Source organism: Micromonospora sp. WMMD1128 (assembly GCF_027497235.1).
GTDB lineage: Bacteria > Actinomycetota > Actinomycetes > Mycobacteriales > Micromonosporaceae > Micromonospora.
The window spans coordinates 2,733,597-2,757,244 of sequence record NZ_CP114902.1 but is presented as its reverse complement, the minus strand read 5'-3'; the positions used below and the strand labels follow the sequence as shown (position 1 = coordinate 2,757,244).

Annotated in this window: 21 protein-coding genes and 1 riboswitch; of the genes, 8 read left to right on the top strand and 13 right to left on the bottom strand. The window is 73.6% G+C overall.

Annotation, left to right across the window (positions count from 1 at the left end):
• Window positions 1-26 precede the first annotated feature (26 nt).
• The 5 genes from O7602_RS12585 to pdhA form a co-directional block, all read right to left on the bottom strand.
• Window positions 27-386: an anti-sigma factor antagonist gene (locus O7602_RS12585; protein ID WP_281588999.1), complete on the bottom strand. Its 360-nt coding sequence runs from the start codon at window positions 384-386 to the stop codon at window positions 27-29.
• A gap of 169 nt (window positions 387-555) precedes the next feature.
• Entirely contained in the window at window positions 556-1,827 is a 1,272-nt protein-coding gene (locus O7602_RS12580) for an Ig-like domain-containing protein (RefSeq protein WP_281588998.1), read from the bottom strand.
• 361 nt (window positions 1,828-2,188) lie between these two features.
• Window positions 2,189-3,658 (bottom strand): dihydrolipoamide acetyltransferase family protein, encoded by a 1,470-nt coding sequence (locus O7602_RS12575; RefSeq protein WP_281590271.1) that lies wholly within the window; start codon window positions 3,656-3,658, stop codon window positions 2,189-2,191.
• Window positions 3,659-3,768: 110 nt separating this feature from the next.
• Window positions 3,769-4,773 carry an alpha-ketoacid dehydrogenase subunit beta gene (locus O7602_RS12570; protein WP_281588996.1) on the bottom strand — a complete coding sequence of 335 codons (1,005 nt, stop codon included), beginning with the start codon at window positions 4,771-4,773 and terminating at the stop codon, window positions 3,769-3,771.
• The gene (gene pdhA / locus O7602_RS12565) at window positions 4,773-5,945 is read right to left on the bottom strand and encodes a pyruvate dehydrogenase (acetyl-transferring) E1 component subunit alpha (RefSeq protein ID WP_281588994.1); all 1,173 of its coding nucleotides are present in this window, start codon (window positions 5,943-5,945) and stop codon (window positions 4,773-4,775) included. The genes O7602_RS12570 and pdhA overlap by 1 nt, the downstream gene beginning before the upstream one ends.
• Window positions 5,946-6,051: 106 nt before the next feature.
• Between pdhA and O7602_RS12560 the strand changes: the two genes are divergently transcribed.
• A complete protein-coding gene (locus O7602_RS12560) occupies window positions 6,052-6,558 on the top strand; it encodes an Lrp/AsnC family transcriptional regulator (protein WP_281588992.1) in 507 nt (168 codons plus the stop codon).
• A 4-nt stretch (window positions 6,559-6,562) separates the two neighbouring features.
• Here the strand turns inward: O7602_RS12560 and O7602_RS12555 are convergent, their stop codons facing one another.
• Together O7602_RS12555 and O7602_RS12550 are read right to left on the bottom strand one after the other, a co-directional pair.
• Window positions 6,563-7,546: a DNA primase small subunit domain-containing protein gene (locus O7602_RS12555; RefSeq protein WP_281588990.1), complete on the bottom strand. Its 984-nt coding sequence runs from the start codon at window positions 7,544-7,546 to the stop codon at window positions 6,563-6,565.
• A 35-nt stretch (window positions 7,547-7,581) separates the two neighbouring features.
• On the bottom strand, window positions 7,582-7,911 hold the full coding sequence (locus O7602_RS12550; protein ID WP_281588988.1) for a hypothetical protein: 330 nt from the start codon (window positions 7,909-7,911) through the stop codon (window positions 7,582-7,584).
• Between the two features lie 163 nt (window positions 7,912-8,074).
• On the opposite strand from O7602_RS12550, the gene O7602_RS12545 reads away from it, so the two are divergent.
• The 4 genes from O7602_RS12545 to O7602_RS12530 all read left to right on the top strand — a co-directional run bounded on the left by O7602_RS12545 (window position 8,075) and on the right by O7602_RS12530 (window position 11,900).
• Window positions 8,075-8,806 (top strand): histidine phosphatase family protein, encoded by a 732-nt coding sequence (locus tag O7602_RS12545; RefSeq protein ID WP_281588987.1) that lies wholly within the window; start codon window positions 8,075-8,077, stop codon window positions 8,804-8,806.
• Window positions 8,790-9,653 carry an NAD(P)H-hydrate dehydratase gene (locus O7602_RS12540; RefSeq protein ID WP_281588985.1) on the top strand — a complete coding sequence of 288 codons (864 nt, stop codon included), beginning with the start codon at window positions 8,790-8,792 and terminating at the stop codon, window positions 9,651-9,653. The genes O7602_RS12545 and O7602_RS12540 overlap by 17 nt, the downstream gene beginning before the upstream one ends.
• Before the next feature lie 67 nt (window positions 9,654-9,720).
• Window positions 9,721-10,221 carry a hemerythrin domain-containing protein gene (locus tag O7602_RS12535; protein ID WP_281588983.1) on the top strand — a complete coding sequence of 167 codons (501 nt, stop codon included), beginning with the start codon at window positions 9,721-9,723 and terminating at the stop codon, window positions 10,219-10,221.
• A 134-nt stretch (window positions 10,222-10,355) separates the two neighbouring features.
• Window positions 10,356-10,445, top strand: a riboswitch (ZMP/ZTP riboswitch).
• A gap of 18 nt (window positions 10,446-10,463) precedes the next feature.
• Window positions 10,464-11,900, top strand: a complete 1,437-nt coding sequence (locus tag O7602_RS12530; RefSeq protein WP_281588981.1) for a glycine hydroxymethyltransferase — start codon at window positions 10,464-10,466, stop codon at window positions 11,898-11,900.
• Between the two features lie 92 nt (window positions 11,901-11,992).
• Here the strand turns inward: O7602_RS12530 and O7602_RS12525 are convergent, their stop codons facing one another.
• The 6 genes from O7602_RS12525 to O7602_RS12500 form a co-directional block, all read right to left on the bottom strand.
• A complete protein-coding gene (locus O7602_RS12525) occupies window positions 11,993-12,244 on the bottom strand; it encodes a hypothetical protein (protein ID WP_107160278.1) in 252 nt (83 codons plus the stop codon).
• Between the two features lie 68 nt (window positions 12,245-12,312).
• Window positions 12,313-13,626: a PLP-dependent aminotransferase family protein gene (locus tag O7602_RS12520; RefSeq protein ID WP_281588976.1), complete on the bottom strand. Its 1,314-nt coding sequence runs from the start codon at window positions 13,624-13,626 to the stop codon at window positions 12,313-12,315.
• Window position 13,627: 1 nt separating this feature from the next.
• Window positions 13,628-14,743 carry an alpha-hydroxy acid oxidase gene (locus O7602_RS12515; protein ID WP_281588974.1) on the bottom strand — a complete coding sequence of 372 codons (1,116 nt, stop codon included), beginning with the start codon at window positions 14,741-14,743 and terminating at the stop codon, window positions 13,628-13,630.
• A complete protein-coding gene (locus O7602_RS12510) occupies window positions 14,736-15,737 on the bottom strand; it encodes an alpha/beta hydrolase (RefSeq protein WP_281588972.1) in 1,002 nt (333 codons plus the stop codon). Before O7602_RS12510 ends, O7602_RS12515 begins: the two co-directional genes overlap by 8 nt.
• Window positions 15,734-16,957: a cytochrome P450 gene (locus O7602_RS12505; RefSeq protein ID WP_281588971.1), complete on the bottom strand. Its 1,224-nt coding sequence runs from the start codon at window positions 16,955-16,957 to the stop codon at window positions 15,734-15,736. Before O7602_RS12505 ends, O7602_RS12510 begins: the two co-directional genes overlap by 4 nt.
• A gap of 64 nt (window positions 16,958-17,021) precedes the next feature.
• On the bottom strand, window positions 17,022-18,311 hold the full coding sequence (locus O7602_RS12500; protein ID WP_281590269.1) for an SGNH/GDSL hydrolase family protein: 1,290 nt from the start codon (window positions 18,309-18,311) through the stop codon (window positions 17,022-17,024).
• A gap of 312 nt (window positions 18,312-18,623) precedes the next feature.
• Here O7602_RS12500 and O7602_RS12495 point away from each other — a divergent pair, with 312 nt between their 5' ends.
• The 3 genes from O7602_RS12495 (at window position 18,624) to O7602_RS12485 (ending at window position 23,570) form a co-directional block, all read left to right on the top strand.
• Window positions 18,624-20,168, top strand: coding sequence for an AMP-binding protein (locus O7602_RS12495; RefSeq protein WP_281588970.1), 1,545 nt, complete (start codon window positions 18,624-18,626; stop codon window positions 20,166-20,168).
• On the top strand, window positions 20,165-21,388 hold the full coding sequence (locus O7602_RS12490) for an MFS transporter (protein ID WP_281588968.1): 1,224 nt from the start codon (window positions 20,165-20,167) through the stop codon (window positions 21,386-21,388). Before O7602_RS12495 ends, O7602_RS12490 begins: the two co-directional genes overlap by 4 nt.
• 259 nt (window positions 21,389-21,647) lie before the next feature.
• Window positions 21,648-23,570 (top strand): trypsin-like serine protease, encoded by a 1,923-nt coding sequence (locus O7602_RS12485; RefSeq protein WP_281588966.1) that lies wholly within the window; start codon window positions 21,648-21,650, stop codon window positions 23,568-23,570.
• Window positions 23,571-23,648 lie beyond the last annotated feature (78 nt).

Below are 23,648 nucleotides of genomic sequence, written 5' to 3'. Positions count from 1 at the left end.
CGTCCTGCCGGCGGCCCGGCCGGCGTTCAGGCCGCCGCGCCGACAAGCAGCTCCGGACCGCGACCCGACTGGCGCACCGGGACGACCCGGTGCAGGCCGGTCACCCGCAACACCCGGGCCACGACCGGGTCGGGGTCGACAAGCACCAGCTCGCCGCCGCGGGCTCGCATCCGCAGGTGGGCGGCGGCCAACGCGCGCACCCCGGCGGCGGAGAGCAGGCGCACGCCGGACAGGTCGACCCGCAGCACCGGCCGCGCCGGGGCCGCCCACAGCGCGGCCCGGAACGCCGACACGGTGGCGATGTCGATCTCGCCGACCGGGCGCAGCTCGACCACGTGGTCGCGCACGTCCATCGCCACCGCGAACCGGTCGCCGCTGTCTCTCATACCGCCAAACCTACCCCCGCCCACCGACAGTTTCGGCTGCTCGCGGGCGGGGTTCCGGGTAGCGCCCGGGTGTCGACCCGGAGCCGTCTCAGGGTCATCCCGCAGCCGCTCGCCCGCCTGCTGGGGTCGGTCCGCGTACGCGGACCGACCCCGGCCGTTCCTCCCCGGTTCAACCGCCGCTGTTGCTCCTGGTCGGGGTGGGCGCGGGCGACGAGCCCCCGGCCACCGCGCCCGGGTGCGGCGTCGCGCTCGGCGTCGGCTTCAGCCCCGCCGGTACGGGCAGCGCGCTGCCCTTGGCGAACTCGTCCCAGCTGACGTTCCAGGCGGTGAAGCCGTTGCCCTGCTGGAGCTTCACCTCGGTGCCCTTGACGGTCACCAGGTCGCCGACCTGGGTGACGCCCATCAGCCAGTCCGCGCCGGTGGCCGAGACGTTCGTGCAGCCGTGCGAGGTGTTGTTGTAGCCCTGCTCCCCCTCCGACCACGGTGCCGAGTGGATGAACTCGCCACCCCAGGTCAGCCGCTGGGCGTCGTCCACGTCGACCACGTAGCCGCCGTCCGGCTCGCCCCGCGTGTCGAACGTGGTGTGCTCGTGCTTCTCCATGATCACCATGGTGCCGCTGGAGCTCGGCGTGCTGGGCTTGCCCAGGCTGACCGGCAGCTTCCTGAGCACCTTGCCGTCCTGGTAGACAGTCATCTGCTTGGTGGTGTTGTCGATGTCCAGCGACACCCGCCGACCCACCCGGGCGGTCGCCACGTGGTCGACGTCGCCGACCGCCTCCTTGCCGATGGGCAGCCCCTCCAGCGCGCTGCGCACGCTGATCCTCGTGCCGGGCTTCCACTGGTCGGGGGCCCGGTACTCGGCCTGCTTGCCGTCGGACATCCACGACCAGGTGCCCGGCTGCGGCGGGTCGGTCTTCACGAACAACCGCCGCTGCACGTCCGCCCGCGCCTGTTCCGGAATCGGCGGGTCGAACCCGAGCACCACCGGCATCGCCGTCCCGTAGGTCTGTTTGTCCTGGAAATACAATTCGCTGGTGACGGCCGGTTTGGTGGATTTGGCCATCGTCGTGAACGTCGTCTTCCGGGTCGCGGTCTTCCCGGAATCGCCGGTCACGGTCACCTCCGCCGTGTACGTCCGGGAATTCGCCAGCGGACGGTCCGGCACCCACCCCGATCCGTCCTCGCGTGGCTGCGCCGGCACCGGGCGGCCCTTGTCGTCGGTCAGCTTCACGGCGGTCACCCTGCCGTTGCTGACCTTCGTGCCCACCTCCGCGCTGATCGGCACGTCACGAGCCCGGTCGGCAGGCGTCACCGTGACCGACGGCGGAGCCGCCTCGGCCTTCCGGACCACCGACTTCGGGCCGGCGGTGCACGCGCCGACCGCGAGCGGCGTGATCGCGACAGTCACCGCGAAAAGCGTCAGTCGCCGCCTCACAAACATATGTCGCCCCCCATTTCCGGAACCCCCTCGCCCACATTCTGTAGGCCCGGCGTCACCGAGTGGCACCTTCGGCGGAATTACTCGGAAACGGCTGCGAAGTATTGGGTGGGCGACGACCGGATCGGCATTACCCGGTCCGATCGTCCGGTTGCTCGGCGCGATCTTCCCGCTTTTCCGGAGCCTTGCTCCGCCGCACGGGCGATCAGGCGTAGCCGGCCACCAGCTCGGCGAGATGGCAGCGGCCACCGCCCACGGCGATGCCGCTGGCCGCGCGTCGCCCCACCTTCCCGGACTTAGATCTTGGTACGAAATGGCCCCTGGAGGGGCCATTTCGTACCAAGATCTGTTGTGGGGCGGGCGGTCAGACGTTCGCGATCAGCAGTGCGGGCCGTTCCACACAGTCGGCCACGTGACGCAGGAAGCCGCCGGCCACCCCGCCGTCGCAGACCCGGTGGTCGAAGGTGAGGCTGAGCTGGGTCACCTTCCGGACGGCGAGCTGCCCGTCCACCACCCACGGCTTGTCCACGATCCGGCCGACGCCCAGCAGCGCCGCCTCGGGGTAGTTGATGATCGGCGTGGAGCCGTCCACCCCGAACACGCCGTAGTTGTTGAGCGTGAACGTCCCGCCGGTCAGCCGCGCCGGGGGCAGTGTACCGGCTCGGGCCGCCGCGGTGGTCTCGGCGAGCGCGGCGGCAAGTTCCCCGGTGGTGAGCCGCTGGGCATCGCGCAGCACCGGCACGACCAGCCCCCGGTCGGTCTGCGCGGCAATGCCCAGGTGCACCCCGGCGAACTGGACGATCCGCTGCCCCTCGGTGTCGACATGCGCGTTGAGCTGGGGATACTTCCGCAGACCGCTGAGGCAGATCCGGGCCAGCAGGGCCAGGACGCTCACCGGCGCGTCCGGGGTGGCGGCGTTGATCGCGGCCCGGGTCTCCAGCAACCCGGTGGCGTCCACGTCGACCCAGATGGTCACCTCGGGGATCTCCCGGCGGCTGCGGGAAAGCTTGTCGGCGATCACCCGGCGGATGCCGGTGAGCGGGATGACCACGTCGCCGTCGGCGGCCGGCGCCGACCCGGCATGCGCGACCGGCGCCGGCCCGACCCGCGTGGCCGACGTCGCCCCGCCGTGCGGGTCGGGCGCGTCCGGCACCGCCGCCAACCGGGCCGCCGGGGCGTCCGCGGCGAACTCCACGTCGGCTCGGCGGATCACGCCGCCCGGCCCGGTTCCGCGCAGCGACGCCAGGTCGACGCCCCGTTCCCTCGCCAGCCGCCGCACGATCGGCGAGATGACAAGCGGCGCGGCACCGTCCGACAGAGCGGTCTCCGTCGAAGGAACGGGCACCGCCGACGGACCGGCCGCCGCCGCCTGGACAGGTGCTCCCGACTGACCGGAGCCCGCCGCGGCGGGTGGGTCCGGCCGCGCCGAGGTGGCGGGTTCCGGGGCCACCGCCAGGCGGGGACGGCGTCGCCGCCGGCCCGGGCCGCCGTGCCCGGTGCCGTACCCGATCAGGACGTTGCCGGAACCGGCCCGCTCCTCCTCGCGGTAGGTGGCGTGCGGGTCCGGCGCGTCGCCGCCGTCCAGCGGGGCGATGGTGATCAGCGGCTGACCGACCGGACGGACCTCACCCTCCGCGCCGTGCAGGGCGACGACCCGACCGGGGTACGGGCAGGGCACGTCGACCACGGCCTTGGCGGTCTCCACCTCGACCACGCTCTGGTCCACGGTGACCACGTCGCCGACGGCGACCCGCCACTGCACGATCTCCGCCTCGCTCAACCCCTCACCCAGGTCCGGCAGGAGAAAGTCACGGGTTCCGACAGTGCTGGTCATGCCGTGCTGGCCGGGCATGCCCTCACGGCCCTCGCTGCGCTCGGTGCGTTCAGTCATGCCGCGCCGGTTGGGCATGCCCTCACGGCCCTCGCTGCGCTCGGTGCGTTCAGTCATGCCGCCACCCACCGGGGGTCGGGCTGGTCGTCCCACTGCAACCGGGCCACGGTGTCCAGCACCCGGTCCACCGAGGGCAGGTGGGTGTGCTCCAGCATCGGCGCGGGGTAGGGGATGTCCAGCCCGGACACCCGCAGCACCGGAGCGTGCAGGGCGTGGAAGCAACGCTCCTGGACCCGGGCGGCGATCTCGGCGCCGACACCGGCGAAGCCCTGCGCCTCCTGGATCACCACGCAGCGGCCCGTGCGCCGCACCGAGGCGGTCACGGTGGCGTCGTCGAACGGCACGATGCTGCGCACGTCGACCACCTCCAGGTCCCAGCCCTCCTCGCGGGCCGCCTCCGCCGCGGCCAGCGCCACCGGCACGGCCGGGCCGTACGCGACGAGCGTGGCGTCGGTGCCGGGGCGGCGCACCACCGCGGCGCCGATCGGCGCGGTGCGCGCCGGCAGGTCCGCCTCGGCGCTGGCGAAGTAGAGCTTCTTCGGCTCCAGGAACACCACCGGATCCGGGTCGTCGATCGCGGCCCGCAGCAGCGAGTACGCGTCGTCGACGGTGGCCGGGGTGACCACCTTCAGCCCGGGGGTGTGCGCGTAGTACGCCTCGGAGGAGTCGCAGTGGTGCTCCACGCCGCCGATGCCGCCGGCGTACGGCACCCGGATGACGATCGGCACGCTGAGCGCGCCCCGGGTGCGGTTGCGCAGCTTCGCCACGTGCGAGGCGATCTGCTCGAACGCCGGGTAGGCGAACGCGTCGAACTGCATCTCGACCACCGGCCGCAGCCCGGACATGGCCAGGCCGACCGCGAAGCCGACGATGCCGGCCTCGGCGAGCGGGGTGTCGAAGCAGCGCTTGTCGCCGAACCGGGCCTGCAACCCGTCGGTGATCCGGAAGACGCCGCCGAGTTGGCCGACGTCCTCGCCGAAGACGACCACCCGCTCGTCGTCGAGCATCGCGTCGGCGAGCGCGGCATTGAGCGCCTTCGCCATGGTCACGGTGGCCATCAGGCGTCCCCGTCCCTGTCGTCGGCTGCGGCCAGTTCGGCCCGGACCAGTTCGCGCTGCTCGACGAGCTGCGGCGTCGGCTCGGCGTAGACGTGGTCGAAGAGGCTCAGCGGGTCCACGGCCGGCTGTTCGTCCATCCGCCGGCGCAACGTCGCGGCGTACGCCTCGGCCTCCTCGGCGACGGCCGCGACCGCGGCGTCGTCGAGCACGCCCCGGGCCCGCAGGTACGCCTCCAGCCGGGCGATCGGATCGCGGTCGCGCCACGCCTCGACCTCGTCGGCGTCGCGGTAGCGGGTCTGGTCGTCGGCGTTGGTGTGCGGCTCCATCCGGTAGGTGTGTGCCTCGATCAGGTAGGGGCCCTTGCCGGCGCGGGCGTGCGCGACCGCCCGGTCGAGCACCGCCAGCACGGCCACCGGGTCGTTGCCGTCGACCTGCTCGCTCGGCACGCCGTAGCCGACGCCCTTGTAGGCCAGGCTCGGCGCGGCGGTCTGCCGGGACAGCGGCACGCTGATCGCGTACTTGTTGTTCTGCACCAGGAAGACCACCGGCGCTTTGAACACGGCGGCGAAGTTGACGCCCTCGTGGAAGTCGCCCTCGCTCGTGGCGCCGTCGCCGATGAACGTGAGCGCCACGGTGTCCCGCCCCTGGTACGACTCGCCGTAGGCCAGGCCGGCGGCGTGCACGCACTGGGTGGCGAGCGGCGTGCACTGCGGCGCGGTGCGCGTGGCGGCCGGGTCGTACCCGCAGTGCCAGTCGCCGCGCAGCAGCGTGAGCACCTCGACCGGGTCCAGGCCGCGGGCGGTCAGCGCCATCGACTCCCGGTAGGTGGGGAAGACCCAGTCGGTGTCGCGCAGCGCGAGCACGCCGCCGACCTGGCACGCCTCCTGTCCCCGGGCGGACGGGTAGACGGCGAGCCGGCCCTGCTTGGTCAGCGCGGTGGCCTGGGTGTCGAAGCGGCGGCCGACGACCATCCGGCGGTACATCTCGCGCAGCGTCTCCACCGGCGGTTCGGGGTAGTCGTCGCGGGGCGGCAGCGGGGTGCCGTCGGGGTCGAGCAACCGGACCGGCGTGGACTGCGGGAGCAGGCCGGCGGACGGGTCTTCGGCGGCCGGGGTGGCCGGCCGGCGGGTGCGCGGGGATGCCCTGCGGACCGCCTGGGGTGTGGTCGTCACGGCGGGGGACCTCCTGGACGTGTGGTGGCCCTATGCTCCTGCTCAGGGATGATTGACTCAACATCCGCGATGAACGCGGGACGAATGGCACAGTAAGGTGAGCGGAGTGAGCCAGGAGACCGGCGCCACAGCGGGCACGGCGGGCGGGACGGGACGTTCGGCCGGACCGCTCGACGAGGTGGACCGGCAGATCCTGCGGGAACTGGTCGCCGACGCCCGGATCTCGATCCGGACGCTCGCCGAACGGGTGCACGTCTCGCGCACCAACGCGTACGCCCGGGTGGAGCGGTTGCTGCGCGACGGGGTGCTCACCGGTTTCACCGCCCGGGTCGCGCCGGAGCCGGCCGGGCTGGGCACGTCGGCGTACATCGCGCTGACCATCCAGCAGAACACCTGGCGGGAGGTCTCCGCCGAGCTGGCCCGGGTGCGCTACATCGAGCACGCGGCGCTGCTCAGCGGCGAGCACGACGTGCTGGCGCTGGTCCGCGCGCCGGACAACGCGACCCTGCGGGACGTGGTGCTGGACCGGGTGCAGAGCATCGCCGGGGTGCTGTCCACTCGCACCTGGCTGGTGTTCGAGGAGTTCGACGGCACGCTCAGCCCGTGGGCCTGACGCGCTACCGCTCCGGCGGCGGCTCCAAACCCTCGGAGTCGGCCAGCTCCAGCAGCGGCTCCAGGGAGTGGCGCCGCTCGTCCAAGCCGGCGTGCGGGTCGCCGCGTTCGGCGAACCGGGCCGGCATGCCCACCACGTCGAAGTCCTCCGGCCGGGCGTCGTCCAGCTCGGCCCAGTCCAGCGGCGCCGAGACCAACGCCGCCGGGGTGGGCCGGATCGAGTACGCCGAGGTCATGGTGTGGTCGCGGGCCATCTGGTTGTAGTCGACGAAGACCGGCCGGTCGCGCTGTTCCCGCCACCACGTGGTGGTGACCAGGTCCGGCCGCCGGCGCTGCATCTCCCGCCCGAGCGCCAGCACCGCCCGCCGGCACTCGCCGAAGCTCCACCGTGGCTCGATCGACACGTAGACGTGCAGGCCCCGGCCGCCGGTGGTCTTCGGGAACCCCACCAGGCCCAGCTCGGCCAGGAACGCCCGCACCTCGTGCGCCACCGGCACCACCCGGGCGAACTCCACCCCCGGCATCGAGTCGAGGTCGATGCGCAGCTGGTCGGGGTGCTCGACGTCGGCCTTCGACACCGGCCACGGGTGGAACCGCAGCGTGCCCAGGTTGGCCGCCCAGATCACCACGGCCAGCTCACTCGGGGCGACCTCGTCGGCGGTCCGGCCGCTGGGGAACGTGATGTGCGCGGTACGCACCCAGTCGGGCGCGCCCGCCGGCAGCCGCTTCTGGTAGAACGCGTCGCCCCGGTTGGTCTGCCGGGTGGCCACCTTGGCGCCCTCGAACACCCCGCGCGGCCAGCGCTCCAGCATCGTCGGCCGGTCCCGCAGCGCGCGCAGGACGCCGTCGCCGACGGAGAGGAAGTAGCGGACCACGTCCAGCTTCGTCAGCCCGCGCTCCGGGAAGTAGGGCTTGTCGGGGCTGGAGACGCGGACCAGCCGCTCCCCCACCCGGATCTCCTCGGCCGCCGCGGTCGCCACGCAGAACACGGTAGGGCACCGGTCGGCGTCACGCGGACATCTCCTCAGGAGACCAGCAGGATCCCGACCACGATCAGCGGGATCGACACGAACAGGAAGATGCCGACGCCGGTGAGCACCCGGCCACCGCCGCCGTCCTCCCGCTCCGGCGCCAGGCCGAACGTGGACCGGGCCGGCAGCATGCCGATCCGGCTCAACGTCAGGTCGCCGGTCATCCCGATCAGGCCGCCGACAAGCATGAACGCCACACCCACCCGGTGCACGAAGGCGCCCCCGCTGATCATGACCCAGATGGCCACCGCCACGGCGATCACCGTCACCGCGATCACGAAGAGCACAAGCGCCTCGCGCAGCCCCCGCACCACCGTCGACATGCCCACCTCCCCCCGAGCGAACCGGCTCCGCCCGGCGGACATTGTGCCGTGTCGATGCTGGCCCGCGCAGCCCCGAACCAGGGGAACCCGGCGACGAGAGGGCCGCGCACTCCCACCGGGCCGACGCGGTTACCGGGCGCGGGCCCCGGGTACCGGGAGCCGCATGGCGGAGATGGCATCGCTCTGGATCGTCCGGCACGGCGAGAGCACCGCGAACGTCGCGGCCACGGCAGCCGAGACGTCCGGCGCCGAGCTGATCGACCTCACCCACCGGGACGCGGACGTGCCGTTGTCGCCCACCGGCGAGGAGCAGGCCCGGGCGACCGGCCGCTGGCTGGCCGGTCTGCCCGCGGAACGCCGGCCGGACGTGGTGGTGGTGTCGCCGTACCTGCGCGCCGTGCGCACCGCCGAGCTGGCGCTGGCCGGCTCCGGCCTGCCGATGAGCCTGGACGAGCGGTTGCGCGACCGGGAGCTGGGCATCCTCGACGGGCTCACCGGGCACGGTGTGCGCACCCGCCACCCGGAGGAGGCGCAGCGGCGGGCCTGGCTCGGCAAGTTCTACTACCGCCCGCCCGGCGGCGAGTCGTGGACCGACGTGGCGCTGCGGCTGCGGGCGCTCCTCGGCGACCTGCGCCGCGACCACGACGGCGGGCGGGTGCTGCTGTTCGGCCACGACGCGCTTGTCTTCCTGCTCCGTTATCTGGTGGAGGGGCTCACCGAGGCGGAGCTGATGGCTCTGACCCGTCAGCAGGTCATCGCCAACTGCTCGGTGACCGGCTGGCGCGCCGACGACGCCGGCCGGCTCGTCCCCGAACTGTTCAACGACGTCGCCCACCTGCACCAGCAGGGGGCGCGGCCCACCAGGGAGGACGACGTCCATGCCGAGCCGGTCTGACGTGATCACCCCCGCGCTGCTGCGGGACTGGGCGCTGCCGGTGCCCACCGGCGGCAAGGAAGCGCGCGGCACCGTGCTGGTGGTCGGCGGCTCCCGGTTCACCCCCGGCGCGGTGCTGCTCGCCGGAGTGGCCGCGCTGCGTGCCGGGGCCGGCGTGCTCCAACTGGCCGCCGCCGAGTCCACCGCGGCGTCGCTGAGCATCCAGGTGCCCGAGGCGCTCGTCGTCGGCCTGCCGGAGACCGACGACGGCGCGGTCCGGGGCGACCCCGGTGACCTGCTCGGTGGCCTGGTCGCCGACGCGGACGTGGTGGCGGTCGGCCCCGGGCTGCGGGACATCGACGCCACCGGGGAGCTACTGCGCGTGGTCCTGGACGCGGCCGGGCGGGAGACCGCGCTGGTGTTCGACGCGTACGCGCTGGGGGCGCTCAGCCACGCGCCGGACCTGCTGGTCGGCTCGGGCCGCAAGGTGGTGCTCACGCCCAACCTGACCGAGGCGCGTCACCTGCTGGGTCGCGACCCGGGTGACGACCTGGACGCCGAGGCGGTGGCGCTGGCCGACCGGTACGACGCGGTCGTGTCGCTGTACGGCCACATCGCGACGCCCGACGGCCGGGCCTGGCGGGAGGAGAGCGGGGACGCCGGGCTGGGCACCTCGGGCAGCGGCGACGTGCGGGCCGGGCTGCTCGCCGGGCTGCTCTCCCGGGGCGCCGACCCGGCACAGGCGGCCTGCTGGGCGGCGTTCGCGCACGCGGTGAGCGGGCAGCGGCTGGTGCCCCGGTACGGCCGCATCGGCTTCCTCGCCCGGGAGCTGCTGAACGAGATCCCGTACACGCTGGCCACCGTCTGATCCGCACGGTTTGTGCCGATCCGGGCGGGGGTACGGGGGCGTCATCAGCCGACCTAGGAGGTACCCGGTGTCCACCGACGCGATCGTCCTGCTCAAGGAGGACCACAAGGAGATCCGCCGCCTGTTCACGGCGTTCCAGGACGCCGAGGACGGGCCGGCGAGCCGGCGCGGGAAGATCGTCGGGCAGATCATCGAGGCGCTGACGGTGCACACCTACCTGGAGAACGAGGTGATGTACCCGGAGGTCCGAAAGCTGGTGCCCGACGTCGAGGACGACATCCTCGAGTCGTACGAGGAGCACCACGTCGCGGACGTGCTCTGCCTCGAACTGCACGCCATGGACGCCGACGACGAGCGGTTCGTCGCCAAGACGACGGTGCTGATCGAGAACGTGCTGCACCACGTCGAGGAGGAGGAGCAGGAGTGGTTCCCGAAGGTGCGTGACGCGCTCGGCCGTAACCAACTCCAGGAGATCGGCCAGCGCATGCTCGACCTGCGCCCGAAGGCCCCGAAGACGCCGACCGCCCCGAAGGCGCTGAAGAAGGCACGCGACGCCGTCGTCGCCTGAGCGTGGATGTAAGGCGGGGGCCCCGCTTAACACGTGGATGTTAAGCGGGGCCCCCGCCTCTACCGAATGCGTTAATAGGGGCCCCCGCCTTACACCTCCCCGCGGGTCCGGACCGGGGTGGACCGCTAGGATCTTCCACGGGCCGTGACTGGCGCGTGGAGATGGAGCACCATCGGGGAGCGGCCTCGTCACGAGGACGCATGCCGAGCGCCTGGGCCTTCCGCACGTCACCAGGAGGTCGCATGTCGCACAACGCCGAATCCACCGCCTTCCGCAGCGCGCTGGAGGTGATCCGCGCCGTCGAGCCGCGGGTGGCGGACGCCATCGGGGCGGAGCTGGCCGACCAGCGCGAGTCGCTGAAGTTGATCGCCAGCGAGAACTACGCCTCCCCCGCGACGCTGCTGGCCATGGGCAACTGGTTCAGCGACAAGTACGCCGAGGGTACGGTCGGGCGCCGCTTCTACGCCGGCTGCCAGAACGTGGACACGGTCGAGGCGCTCGCCGCCGAGCACGCCAGGGAGCTGTTCGGGGCCGCCCACGCGTACGCGCAGCCGCACTCCGGCATCGACGCCAACCTGGTCGCCTTCTGGGCGATCCTGGCCGACCGGGTCGAGTCCCCCGCGCTGAAGCGGGCGCAGGTGCGCCAGGTCAACGACCTCACCGAGGCGGACTGGTTCGCGCTGCGCCGGGAGCTGGGCGACCAGCGGATGCTCGGCATGTCGCTCGACGCCGGCGGCCACCTCACCCACGGTTTCCGGCCGAACATCTCCGGCAAGATGTTCGACCAGCGCAGCTACGGCACCGACCCGGCCACCGGCCTGATCGACTACGACCGGGTGGCCGAGGCGGCGCGCGAGTTCAAGCCGCTGATCCTGGTCGCCGGCTACTCGGCGTACCCGCGGAAGGTCAACTTCCGGATCATGCGGGAGATCGCCGACTCGGTCGGCGCCACCTTCATGGTCGACATGGCGCACTTCGCCGGCCTGGTCGCCGGCAAGGTCTTCACCGGCGACTTCGACCCGGTGCCGCACGCGCACATCGTCACCACCACCACGCACAAGTCGCTGCGCGGCCCGCGCGGCGGCATGGTGCTCTGCGGCCCGGAGCTGGCCGACCAGGTCGACCGGGGCTGCCCGATGGTGCTCGGCGGGCCGCTGCCGCACGTGATGGCCGCCAAGGCGGTCGCGCTGGCCGAGGCGCGTCGCCCCGACTTCGCCGACTACGCCCGGCGGATCGTCGACAACGCGCAGGCGCTCGCCGATGGACTGCTGCGCCGTGGCGCGACGCTCGTCACCGGCGGCACCGACAACCACCTGGTGCTCATCGACGTCTCCGGGTACGGCCTGACCGGTCGCCAGGCCGAACAGGCGCTGCTCGACTCCGGCATCGTGACCAACCGCAACGCGGTGCCGCAGGACCCGAACGGCGCGTGGTACACCTCCGGCATCCGGATCGGCACGCCGGCGCTGACCACCCGCGGCCTCGGCGCCGCCGAGATGGACGCCACCGCCGAGCTGATCCACACCGTGCTCACCCAGACCACCGCCGGCAGCGGCCCGGACGGCGCCCCGTCGAAGGCGAAGTACGTGCTGGACCCGGCGGTGGCCGAGCAGGTCGGCAAGCAGGCCGCCGACCTGCTCACCCCGTTCCCCCTCTACCCCGAGGTCGACCTGACCTGAGGCCACCCACCCGCCTCGGTCGATCAAGGAGTTTGCGTCGGCAGGCGCACGAACGCCGACGCAAACTCCTTGATCGACGACAGTCGGTCCGGTCAGCGCAGCGGGCGCTTGAGGTGGTAGCGGTGCACCTCGGTGCTGCCCTGCACGTTGTTCACGTCCTCGGCGGCGGTGACCAGCTCCCACCCTTCCCGGCCGACCCGGTTGAGATGCGCGACCGCGGTGTCCCCGTACGCGGTGACGTCGGTGCGGGACCCGTCCGGGCCGTACCAGACGAACGAGACGTGGAAATTCCGGCCCTGCCCCTGATAGCGGCGGACCAGCAACGCGTACTCCCAGGCAACCATCCGTCCATTATCAACGGATACCCGGCGCGCGGGAACACGTGGGGTGCCGGCACGACGACGGTACGACGTCAGGCCGGCGCGCCCACCGCGGCCGTGGTGTCGGTGACAAGCGCGGCGAGCCGGTCCAGGCCCAGGTCGATCTGCGCCGGGGTGACCGCGCTCACCGACAGCCGCAGCGCGCGCACCGGCGTGCCGGCGTCGTAGAAGTGCGCCATCGGCGTCCACAGCACGCCGTACTCCCGGGCCGAGCGGTGCAGCAGCGCGTCGTCGACCGCGAACGGCACGGTGACCACCACGAAGAAGCCACCGGCCGGCACGGTCCAGCGCACCGGGCCGCCGGCCGGGAAACGCCGGGCCAGGCCGTCGACCAGATGGGCCAGGTTGCGGGCGTACGCGGCCCGCTCCCGGACGTTCGCGGCCACGAGCGAGCAGTCGTGCGCCAGCAGCGCGCCGCCGATCACCGCCTGGCTGATCGGCGAGGTGTTCACCGTGACCATGCTCTTGATCTTCGCGAGCTGGTCGGCGAGCGGGCCGACCGGGCCGTCGGCGCCACCCACCCGCTGGTCGGCCACGACGTAGCCGACCCGGGCACCGGGCAGCACGGTCTTGGCGAACGAGCCGAGATAGACCACCCGGCGCGCGGTGTCGAGCGCCTTCAGCGTGCGGCGGCGGTCCGTGCCGGTGGCCGGGAAGAGGCCGTACGGGTTGTCCTCGATCAGCAGCAGGTCCTCCTCGGCGGCCAGGTCGAGCAACTGCCGCCGGTGCGCGGTGTCCATGCTGACCCCGGACGGGTTGGCGAAGTCCGGCATCACGTAGCAGGCCCGCGGTCGGCGCCCTTCCGCGCGGGCCCGGCGCACCCCGGCACGTAGGTCGGCCAGGTCGACGCCGTCCGGGCCGCCGGCCACCGGCCGCACCGGCAGGTCGACCAGGCGGGCCGCGCCGGTCAGCCCGACGTACGTCGGCGCCACCGCGAACAGCACGTCGGACGCCTCGGCCCGCAACGCGCGCAGCACCAGGAACATGGCCTCCTGGCAGCCGACGGTCACCACGATCGACTCCGGGTCGACGGTGAGCCCCTCGTCCACGGCCAGGTTGCGGGCGATCAGGTGGTGCACGATCCCCTTGGTCCGGCCGTACTGCAACAACGTCCGGTCGACCTGCGCCGGGGTGAGCCCGAGGTCGTCGGCGAGGTGCCGGCGGAACCGGTCCAGGTGCGCGTGCAGCAGCGTCGAGTCGAAGAACTCCTCGTACGGCCGGCCGGCGGCCAGCGACACCGCGTCCGGATAGTGCTGCGCCACCTCGTTGAGGAAGTTCATCGAGTTCAACGCCGGGTCACCGACGCTGCCGTGCAGCGCCTCGACGGCCAGGTCCACCGGCTCCACGTCAGCCTCCGATCCGGGTACGCAACCGCCGGGCCGACGCCGGGTCGGGGCAGCCGCTGAGGATGAGAGCGTCGCGCAACTCGGCCGCGAGCAACGCCAGGGCGGCCTCGGCGCCGGCCCGGCCGCCGGCCGCGAGGGCCCAGAGCAGCGGCCGGCCGACAAGCACCCCGGACGCGCCCAGGGCCAGCGCGCGCAGCACGTCGACGCCGCCGCGGACGCCGCTGTCCAGCAGCACCGCGCACCGCTCCCCCACCGCCTCGACCACGTCCGGCAGCACGCTCGCGCTGGCCGGGGCGGCGTCGAGCTGCCGACCGCCGTGGTTGGAGACCACCACCGCGTCCACGCCGACGTCCGCCGCCCGGACCGCGTCGCGCGCGTCCAGGATGCCCTTGACCAGCAGGGGCACCGGGGTACGCTCCCGCAGCCAGGCCAGGTCCGCCCAGCTCAGCGCCGGGGCGAAGACCGCGCCGGTGTGCTTCGCCACGGCCGAGACGCCGGGCGTGCCCTGGTGGGCCAGGTCGTCCCGGCCGCCGGGCAGGTTCGCGGCGGTGACGTGCGGCGGCAACGCGAACCCGTTGCGCGCGTCGCGCAGCCGCCGGCCGAGCACCGGCACGTCCACGGTGACGACCACCGCGGCGCAGCCGGCGGCCAGCGCCCGGTCGAGCAGGTCGGACACCAACGCCCGATCCCGCAACCAGTAGAGCTGGAACCACACCGTCGCGCCGGCCGCGGCGATCTCCTCGATCGGCGTGCTGGACAGCGTGCTGGCCGCGTAGGGCACGCCGGCCGCGCCGGCCGCCGCGGCGAGCGCCGGCTCGCCGTCGGGGTGCAGCAACCGCTGGTACGCCATCGGCGCGACCGCCACCGGCAGCGCGTACCGGCCGCCGGGCAACGGCGCCTCGGTGGACGGCTCGTCGACGCCGGCCAGCATCCGGGGCAGCACCGCCACCCGGTCCAGCGCGGCCCGGTTGGCGGCAAGCGCGGTCTCGGTGCCGCTGCCGCCGTCGACGTAGTCCCAGACGTCGGCCGGGAGCACCGCCCGGGCCAGCGCCGCGAAGTCGTCCAGACAGGTCGGCACCGGGACGCCGGCCGGCGTCCCGCCGGTCGACTCAGCCATGGGCGCCGACCCCGGTCGCGCTTCCGGCCGATGCTCCACCCGCCGACGCCGGGTCGGCCGGGTCGAGGCCGAAGCGCCGGCGCAGGAAGGCGGCGACCCGCTCCTGGGCCTCGCGGCCGGCGTCGAACACGCCGGGCATGGCGAAGAAGCCGTGCACCATGCCCGGGTAGTCGACCGTCTCGGTGGGCACGCCCGCCTCCCCCAGCCGCTCGGCGTACCGCCGGCCCTCGGCCCGCAGCGGGTCGTGCCCGGCGGTGACCACGAGCGCCGGCGGCAGGCCGGACAGGTCCTCGGCGAGCAGCGGCGAGGCCAGCGGGTGCGCCGCGTCGCCCGAGTCGGCCAGGTAGTGACCGCGGTACCACGCCACCGAGTGCCGGTTGAACAGCAACGGGTCCTCGTCGCCGGCCGGACGCGATCCGGGACGCTGGTCGGTGTTCGGGTAGACGAGCACCTGGGCGGCGAGCGCGGGGCCACCGTCGGCGCGGGCCAGCAGCGTCACCGCCGCGGCCAGGTTGCCGCCGGCGCTGTCCCCGCCCACCGCCAGCCGCCGCGGGTCCACCCGGAACTCGGCGGCATGGGCGACCAGGTGGCGCAGCGCGGCCTGACAGTCCTCCACCGCCGCCGGGAACGGATGCTCGGGGGCGAGCCGGTAGCCGACCGTCACGGTCTGACAGCCGGTCAGGTTGACCAGCCGGCGGCAGATCCCGTCGGCCGTGTCCACGCTGCCGAGCGTCCAGCCACCACCGAAGAAGTAGACGAGCGTGGGCAACGGGCCGTCGCCGGCCGGCCGGTGGATCCGCACCGGCAGCGGCCCGGCCGGGCCGGGCACCCGCGTGTCGCGTACCTCCTCGACCGGCTCGACCGCGCCGGCGCCGGCGCGGATCGCGGCGAGGTCGGCGGCGCGGGCCTCGGTCAGGGTCTGGGCGTAGAGCGGCGTGACGCCGGCCGCCGCGCGCGCGGCCCGCCACGCGACCACCTGCGGATCGAGCGTCATCCGGCCTCCCCGGTGGTGACGAAGAGCTTGTCGATGCCGCGCAGGAAAAGGCTACCGCTGTAGGTGTACGGCTGGGTGACCGCGAGCCGGGGGAACCGGGCGAACAGCCGGGGCAGCGCGAGCCGCCCCTCCAGTTTCGACACCGCCGAGCCGAGGCAGAAGTGCAGCCCGACGCCGAAGGCCAGCGACGGCGGCCCGTCGCGCCGCGGGTCGAAGCGGTCCGGGTCGGGGAAGCGGGCCGGGTCCCGGTTGGCGGCGGCGATCAGCAGCAGCACGTTCTCGTCCCGGCCCACCGGGACGCCGTCCAGCTCGGTGTCGGCCGGCGCGGAGCGGGCCAGGAAGTGCACCGGACTCTCCATCCGCAGCACCTCGTCCACACAGCCCCGGGCCAGCGCGTCGTCGCCCGGTAACGCGGCGGTCACCGCCGGGTGGTCGAGGAGCAGCGGCAGGCCGTTGCTGAACATGTAGACGGTGGTGACGAAGCTGGCGTTGAACAACACGATCAGGTTGCTGACCAGCTCGTCCTCGCTGAGGTCGACGTCACCGGCGTCGAGCACCTCGACCAGCCCGCTGATCAGGTCGGCGCCGGGCGAGCGACGCCGGTGGGCGATCAGGTCACGGTAGTAGGCCCGTAGCTCCTCGGCGGCCTGGTTGGCCCGGGCCAGCCGCTCCGGCGTCTTGCCGGAGACGTCCATGTACTCGTCGATCCAGTCGACCCGCTGCCGGTACCAGGCCAGGTCCGCCGCGGGCAGACCGATGAACTCGGCCATCACCAGGGCCGGGACCGGGTACGCGAAGTCGGCCACGAAGTCCACCTCGGCGCCGCCCGCGCCGGCCTCCGCCATGTGGTCCAGGCGCTCGTCCACGATCCGTTCGATCACCGGCTCCAGCGCGCCGAGCCGGCGCGGGGTGAACGTCTTCGCGAACACCGCGCGCATCCGGGTGTGGTCCGGCGGGTTGACGAACATCATCGAGGTGAGGAACGTCCGCAGGATCTCCTGCTCCTGCCAGCCCGGCGGGAAACCCTTGTACCAGCCGGGATCACGCAGGATCCGATCGACCACGTCGTACCCGCCGGCGACGGCGGTGACGGTGCTGTGCTCGGCGCGGGTCGGCACGGCACTGATCGGCCCGTGCTCGTGCAGGGCCGCGTAGAAGGGATACGGGTTCTGCCGGCCCTGCTCGCTGTACAGGCCGGTCAGGATCTCGCTGACGTCCACGGCGCTTCCTCCCCAGGAAAAGGCGGCGGGGGCGGCCGCCGTGCGCCGCCGCCCCCGCCCGGTGTCACAGCCCGAGCAGCCGCAGCGGGACGGCGTTCGCCATCGCCTGCGCGCCCGCGTCGTTCGGGTGGATGTGGTCCCCGGCGTCGTACGCCGGCAGCAGCCGGCTCGGCCGCGCCGGGTCGCGCAGCACCGCGTCGAAGTCGAGCACGCCGTCGAACTCGGCCCGGCCGGGGCCGCGCAGCCACGCGTTCACCGCGTTGCGGGTGGCGTCCTTCTCCTCGGTCCACACCCCCGGCCCGCCGTTGCCCTCGTACGGGGTGATCGTGCCGACCAGGCTGGTCAGCCCGCGCGCCTGCACCTGCCGGTTGAGCTGCCGCAGCGACGCGATGATCGCCTCGCTGCTGTCGCCGCTCATCCAGATGTCGTTGATGCCCAGGTGGGTGACGACGGTGCGCACGCCGGTCTGCGGGAACACGTCCTCGTTGAGCCGGGCCAGCGCGTTCGGGCCCAGCTCGTAGTAGCCAGGGAAGCCGCCCGCGCCGGGCTCCGTACCCTCGTGGTTGAGCCGGTTGCCGGCCAGGCTCAGATTGAGCACGCCCGGCGTGCGGGCCTCCGGGCGGGCGTCGACGAGCCGCTTGGCCAGCAGGTCCGGCCACCGCCGGTCGGTGTTGACCGTGCTGCCGTTGCCGTCGCCGATGGAGTCGCCGAGCACCACCACCGAACCCGGCGCGGCCCGGCGCTCCACGTCGATGCCGGACAGAAACATCCAGCAGCAGTCGGGCCTGGTGGTGAAGCCGGCGCCGCCGGCCGCGGTGGTCAGGTCCGTCGCCCCGATGAAGTTCGTGACCCGGGACTGGCCGTGGAACGTGACCGGGCCGGTGAGCACCGGGAAGTACAGGGTGACCACCAGGTCCTCCTGCTCGCCCACCGGATAGGACAGCGGGTCGCTGAGCAGCTCGGCGCCCTTGTTGATGGTGGCCGAGGCGCCACCGGAGAACTTCAGCTCCCGGACGCTGGCCGGGTCGACGTCGGAGCGGTCGTCGGCGGTGGCGGTGTTCGGCCGGGCGATGGTGGCGTGACCGACCGTGACGGCCTGCTCGCCGTACAGGTTGGTGAGCCGGACCCGCAGGCGCGGACCGCCCACCGTGGTCTGCACCGTCATCCGGATGCTCTGGTCGTTGAGGCCGGTGTTGGTCAGGCCCACGGTGTTCCCACGGGTCACCGCCGCGGCCCAGCTCCCCGCCCACTCGGCGCGCCCGTGCCCGCGCCCGGCGCGGTCGGTGTCGGTGGGGCCGGCGCTCGCGGTCACCGCCGGGGTGCCGGCGAGCAGCAGCGTGGCGGCGGAAGCTATGACGTGCCATCTCTTCGGGGTCGGCATCGATCCTCCATGGTCGGCAGCCCCGGGCGCGACGCGGTCGGCGCCACCGGCCCGGGCGATGGACCGGAAACTAGCCGCCGCCGGTGACGAGCGTCAATCGACCTCATCGACATGATCAAATGCCCGCGGGATGCCCGGCGCCGACGTTCGGCTCTGTCCCCGGTGGACCGCCGCTGCCTAGGCTCGGACCTGGCGGCGGTGCGGTCGCCGACCCCGGCACCCGCCGTCCCGTCCCGGCCCTGACCTGGCCGGACGCCGCTCGCGGACCACGATGGGGGCTGCCCGATGACCGATCGGCCGAACTACGTGCACGAGGCGCTGGAGCTGTTCGCCGGATTCGGCGACCGGGAGGCGCTCGTCGGCGACGGTCGCCGGCTCACCTACCCACAGGTCGCCGCCGAGGTGCGTCGCCTGGCCGCCGCGCTGCGCCGGCACGGCGTACGCCCCGGGGCGGCGGTGCTGGTGACGCTCGGCAACACGGTCGAGGGTCCGCTGCTGCACCTGGCGCTGCACCTGCTCGGCTGCCGGAGCATGTGGGTCGCCCCGGTCACCTCCCGGCGGGAGATCGACGAGTTCGTCACGCTCGCCGCGCCGGAGGTGTTCGTGCACGACCCGCGCGACCCGGCGGCCGGGCAGCTCGCGGCCGGGCTACCCGGCGTACCGGTGCTCTGCCTCGGGCCGGGGGGCGCCGGGCCGGACCTGACCGCGGCCGGTGCGGGCGACGGAGACCTGCCGGCCGCGGTGCCCGCGCCGGAGTCGTTCCTGCAGACCAGCGGCACCACCGGCACGCCGAAGCTGGTGCACCACCGGGAAAGCTTCTACCGCCAGGTGCTCGCGATCGCGGCCGACTTCCGGGCCGCCGGGTTCCCGCTGCTGCGGCACCTGTCGCACTCGCCGATGTGGCTCGCGAGCGGCCAGATCACCACGCTCGTCAACCTGTTCACCGGCGGGGTGCTGTTCCTGCGCGAGCGGTGGGACCCGGCGGCGTTCGTCGCCACCGTGGACGCCGAGCGGATCACCTCCACGTTCGTCACCCCGCCGATGCTCTACGAGGTGCTCGACCACCCCGACCTGCCGGACGCCGACTTCTCCGCGATGTTCATGTTCAACGTCGGGGCCGGTCCCGCCGCGCCGGCCCGGCTGCGCCAGGCGATCCGCCGGTTCGGCCCGTGCCTGCGCATCGTCTACGGACTCAGCGAGGCAGTGGTCATCTGCGCCCAGCCCGGCCTCACCGAGGACCCGGAGCACCCGGAGCGGCTGCGCTCCTGCGGCCGGCCGTACGGGGACGTGACGGTGGAGATCCGCGACGCCGACGGCCGGGCGCTGCCGGCCGGCGTCGACGGCGAGGTGTGGGCCCGCACGAAGTTGAGCTTCGCCGGCTACCACGGCCAGCCGGAGCTGACCGCCGAGACGCTCGTCGACGGCTGGGTCCGTACCCGCGACCTCGGCCACCTCGACGACGACGGCTACCTCTACCTGGTCGACCGGTTACAGGACCGGATCCTCACCCGGCAGCGCAGCTGGCCGATCTACTCCCGGCCGATCGAGGACGTGCTCGCCGGCCACCCCGAGGTCCGCGCCGCCGCGGTGATCGGGGTGCCGGACCCGGTCGCCGGGGAACTCCCGTTCGCGTACGTGGTGCCGGCGCCGGGCGCGTCGGTCACCGCCGACGACCTGATCGCGCTGGTGACCCGGGAGCTGAGCGAGACCTGGGCGCCCGGCGCGGTGGAGTTCGTCGACGCGCTGCCACTCAACCGGTCCGCCAAGGTCGACAAGCTGGCGCTGCGGGAGAGGTACGCCACCACGCACCCGATCGGCAGCCCGACATGAACCCCCGCCGGGAGTTGTACACCCTGGTCGGCGCCGACCTGCTGTCCAACCTCGGCACCCGGATCTCGGTGGTCGCCATTCCCTGGCTGGTGCTGGAGACCACCGGCAGCCCGACCCGGATGGGCCTGGTCGCCGCCGCGGAGACGCTGCCGTACATGCTCTCCAGCGCGCTGGCCACGCCGTGGGCGGACCGGTTCGGCGTACGCCGCACGTCGGTCTTCGTGGACGCGGTGAGCGCCGCCGCGATGGCGGTGGTGGCGCTCGCGCCGTGGCTCGGGTTCGGCACGCTGCTGGTGCTGGTGGCCGTCGCCGGCGGGCTGCGCGGCATCGGTGACCGGGTCAAGCACGTGCTGTTCAAGCCGGCCGCCGAACGGGCCGGCGTGCCGTTGATCCGGCTCACCTCCGCCTACGACGGGCTGGCCCGGGGCATGACGTTGTTCGGCGCGGTGCTGGGCGGGCTGCTCATCGACTGGGTGGGGCTGACCCGGGCGATCTGGATCGACGCCGCCACGTTCGCGGTCTGCGCGCTGCTGATCGGGGCGCTGGTCCGGCCGCCCGCGCCCGCGCAGCCGGCGCCCCGGGAACGCTACCTGCGGGCGCTGCGCGGCGGATTCGCGTACCTGCGCACCGACCGGACGCTGCTGACCATGCTGATCGTGGTGTCCGCGTCCAACATGTTCGCCAACGCCAGCGTCGCGGTCTGGATCCCGCTCTGGGTGAACCAGGTACTCGGCGACCCGGCCGGGTTCGGCTTGCTGCTGGGCGTGTTCTCGGCCGGCGCGCTGCTGGGCAACCTGCTGTTCACGCTGCTCGGGACGCGGTTGCCGAGCCGGGCCACGTTCGCCCTCGGGCTGGCGCTCAGCGGCACGCCGCGACTGCTGGCGCTGGCGCTCAGCGACGACCTGGTGGTGGTGCTGGCGGTGACGTTCCTGTCCGGCATCGGCATCGCGGCGGTGAACCCGCTGCTCGGCGCCGCGCTCTACCAGCGGGTGCCGGAGGCGTTGCAGACCCGGGTGCTTGGTATCTCCGGCTCGGTGGCCTTCCTCGGCCTGCCGGTGGGCGCGTTGCTCGGCGGCTGGTCGGTGGCGCTGCTCGACCTGACCCCGGCGCTGCTGGTGATGTCGGTGGCCTGCCTGGTGCTCACCGTGGCGCCGTTGCTGCTCTTCCGGTCGCCGGCCGAGCGCCCGGCCACGCGGCCGGCCACGCCGACCCCGGCCTGACCGGCCCGGCCGGATCCGGCCCCCGACGCGGCGGGGCAGCACGGCGCGTGCCGTTTCGCTACTGTCGGGATTCGCGGGCCGTGCCCGCGGCAGCTACACGGGGGAAGTCGACAGCACCGGCACCGCACGCGCCCCGGCGCGTGTGGCGTCGCGCCCTGTCGCAAAACAGGCGGCGGTTTGCCGTCCACTGATCGACCTCTCTCCCGGTTCGCCGGTTCTCCGGCGGCGTCGCCTGCTCGAACGACCGGAAAAGAGGAACATGAGACTCATCCGAAATCGCCGCACGCGCGCGATGGCGGCGCTGCTCGCCGTCGTCGTGGCGGCAAGCACCATCGGTGGCGGCTCGGCGCAGGCGGTCAGCGGCGTCAGCCCGGTGCCCGCCGGCAGCTACCCGTTCACCGCCAAGATCCAGAACGACCTGCGGGCCTGCTCCGCGGTGCTGGTCGAGCCGACCTGGGTGCTGACCACCGCGAGCTGCCTGGCCGAGCCCGGCCAGCAGCTCGTCGCCGGCCCGCCCGCCCGGCGCACCACCGTCACGGTCGGCCGGACGGATCTGCGCACCACGGCGGGGCACGTCCTCGCCGTCACCGCCGTGATCCCCCACCCGACCCGCAACGTCGCGCTCGCCCACCTGGAGAAGGCCGCGGACGGCGTGCCACCGATCGCCATCGGCGGCGCCGCCGCCCAGGGCGAGACGCTGCTCGCCGCCGGCTTCGGCCGCACCGCCACCGAGTGGGTGCCCGACGAGCTGCACGCCGGGGCGTTCACCGTCACCGGCGTCACGGCGGACACCCTCACCGTCGACGGCAGCGCCTCCGCCGCCAGCCTGTGCCGGGGCGACGCCGGCGGGCCGCTACTGCGCACCGGTGCCGGCGAGCCACAGCTGGTGGCCCTGCACGACCGCTCCTGGCAGGGCGGTTGCCTCGCCGAGACCGACACCCGGCGCACCGCGACCGAGGTACGGGTGGACGGCCTCGCCCCCTGGATCGCGGCGAGCACCAGCACCAACTACGTGGCGCTCTCCCCCGGCGCGTCCCTGCTGGACACCCGCGCCGGCACCGGCGCCCCGGCCGGGCCGCGCGGCGCGGACAGCACCACCGACTTCCCGGCCCTCGGCGTGGGCGGCGTCCCCTCGACGGGCGTGTCCGCGGTGCTCGTCGACGTGACCGCGGTCAGCCCGACCGCCAACACCTTCCTGACGGTGTTCCCTCAGGGCACCACCCGACCGGCGCTGTCGTCCTCCCTCAACGCGTCGACCGGGGAGATCATCTCGACCACCCAGGTCGTCAGGCCGGGGGCGGACGGGCGTCTTTCGGTCCACAACCGCGCCGGAAGCGTCCACATCGTCGTCGAGGTGCACGGCTACTTCACCACCGGGGCAGGCGGAGGACTGGTCGCCGTGCCGCACACCCGCGTGGTGGACACCCGCACCGGCACCGGCACCACCGTGGGCAAGGTCCCGACCAACGGCTCCCGGACGTTCACGTTCACCGGCGGCGTCGTCCCGAGCGGCGCGACGAGCGTGTTCCTGGACGTGGCAGTGGTCGGCTCGACCGGCACCGGCTTCCTGCGCGCCCATCCGGAGGGCGGCGCCGACGACACGAGCGTGCTCGACTACGTCAGCGGGGTCACCTCGCAGGGCATCGCGGTCAAGCTCTCGTCCGCGGGCAGGGCCACGGTCGTCAACAAGGGACCGGCGGTCGACCTGGTGATCTCCGTGCAGGGTTACGTGACCGCCGACCTCACGGTCGGCGCTGATCTGCGGCCCACCTCGGCGGTCCATCTGGTCGACACCGGGGCCAACGGCGGCCAGCCGCTCCCGGCCCGGGGCGAGCTGTTCGTCAAGCTGACCGATCCGCTCGGCGTCTCACCGGAAGCGATGGGCGGCGCCATCCTCGCCGTGACGGTCGCCGGTCCGACCGCCTCGGGTTACCTCACCGTGGAGTCCGGCGTCGGCCCCTTCCCCGCGGACCAGAACGGCCCCATCGTCACGAGCCAGTCCGTGGCGAACTTCACCGCCGGCCAGGTCGCCCGGACCACGATGGTGATGGTCAAGGTGGACCGGGCCGGGCAGAACCGCGCGACCGGGAGCGTCCGGATCTTGAACGTCAGCGGCGGCACGGTCCGCGTCATCGTGACCCTGCACGGCTGGTTCAACCCGCCACCCGGCTCGAGCAACTGAAACCACGACACACCGGCCTCCGCCGCCTCGACCGTACGACCGGTCGGGGCGGCGGACCGCTTTCCCCGGCCCGGCGGC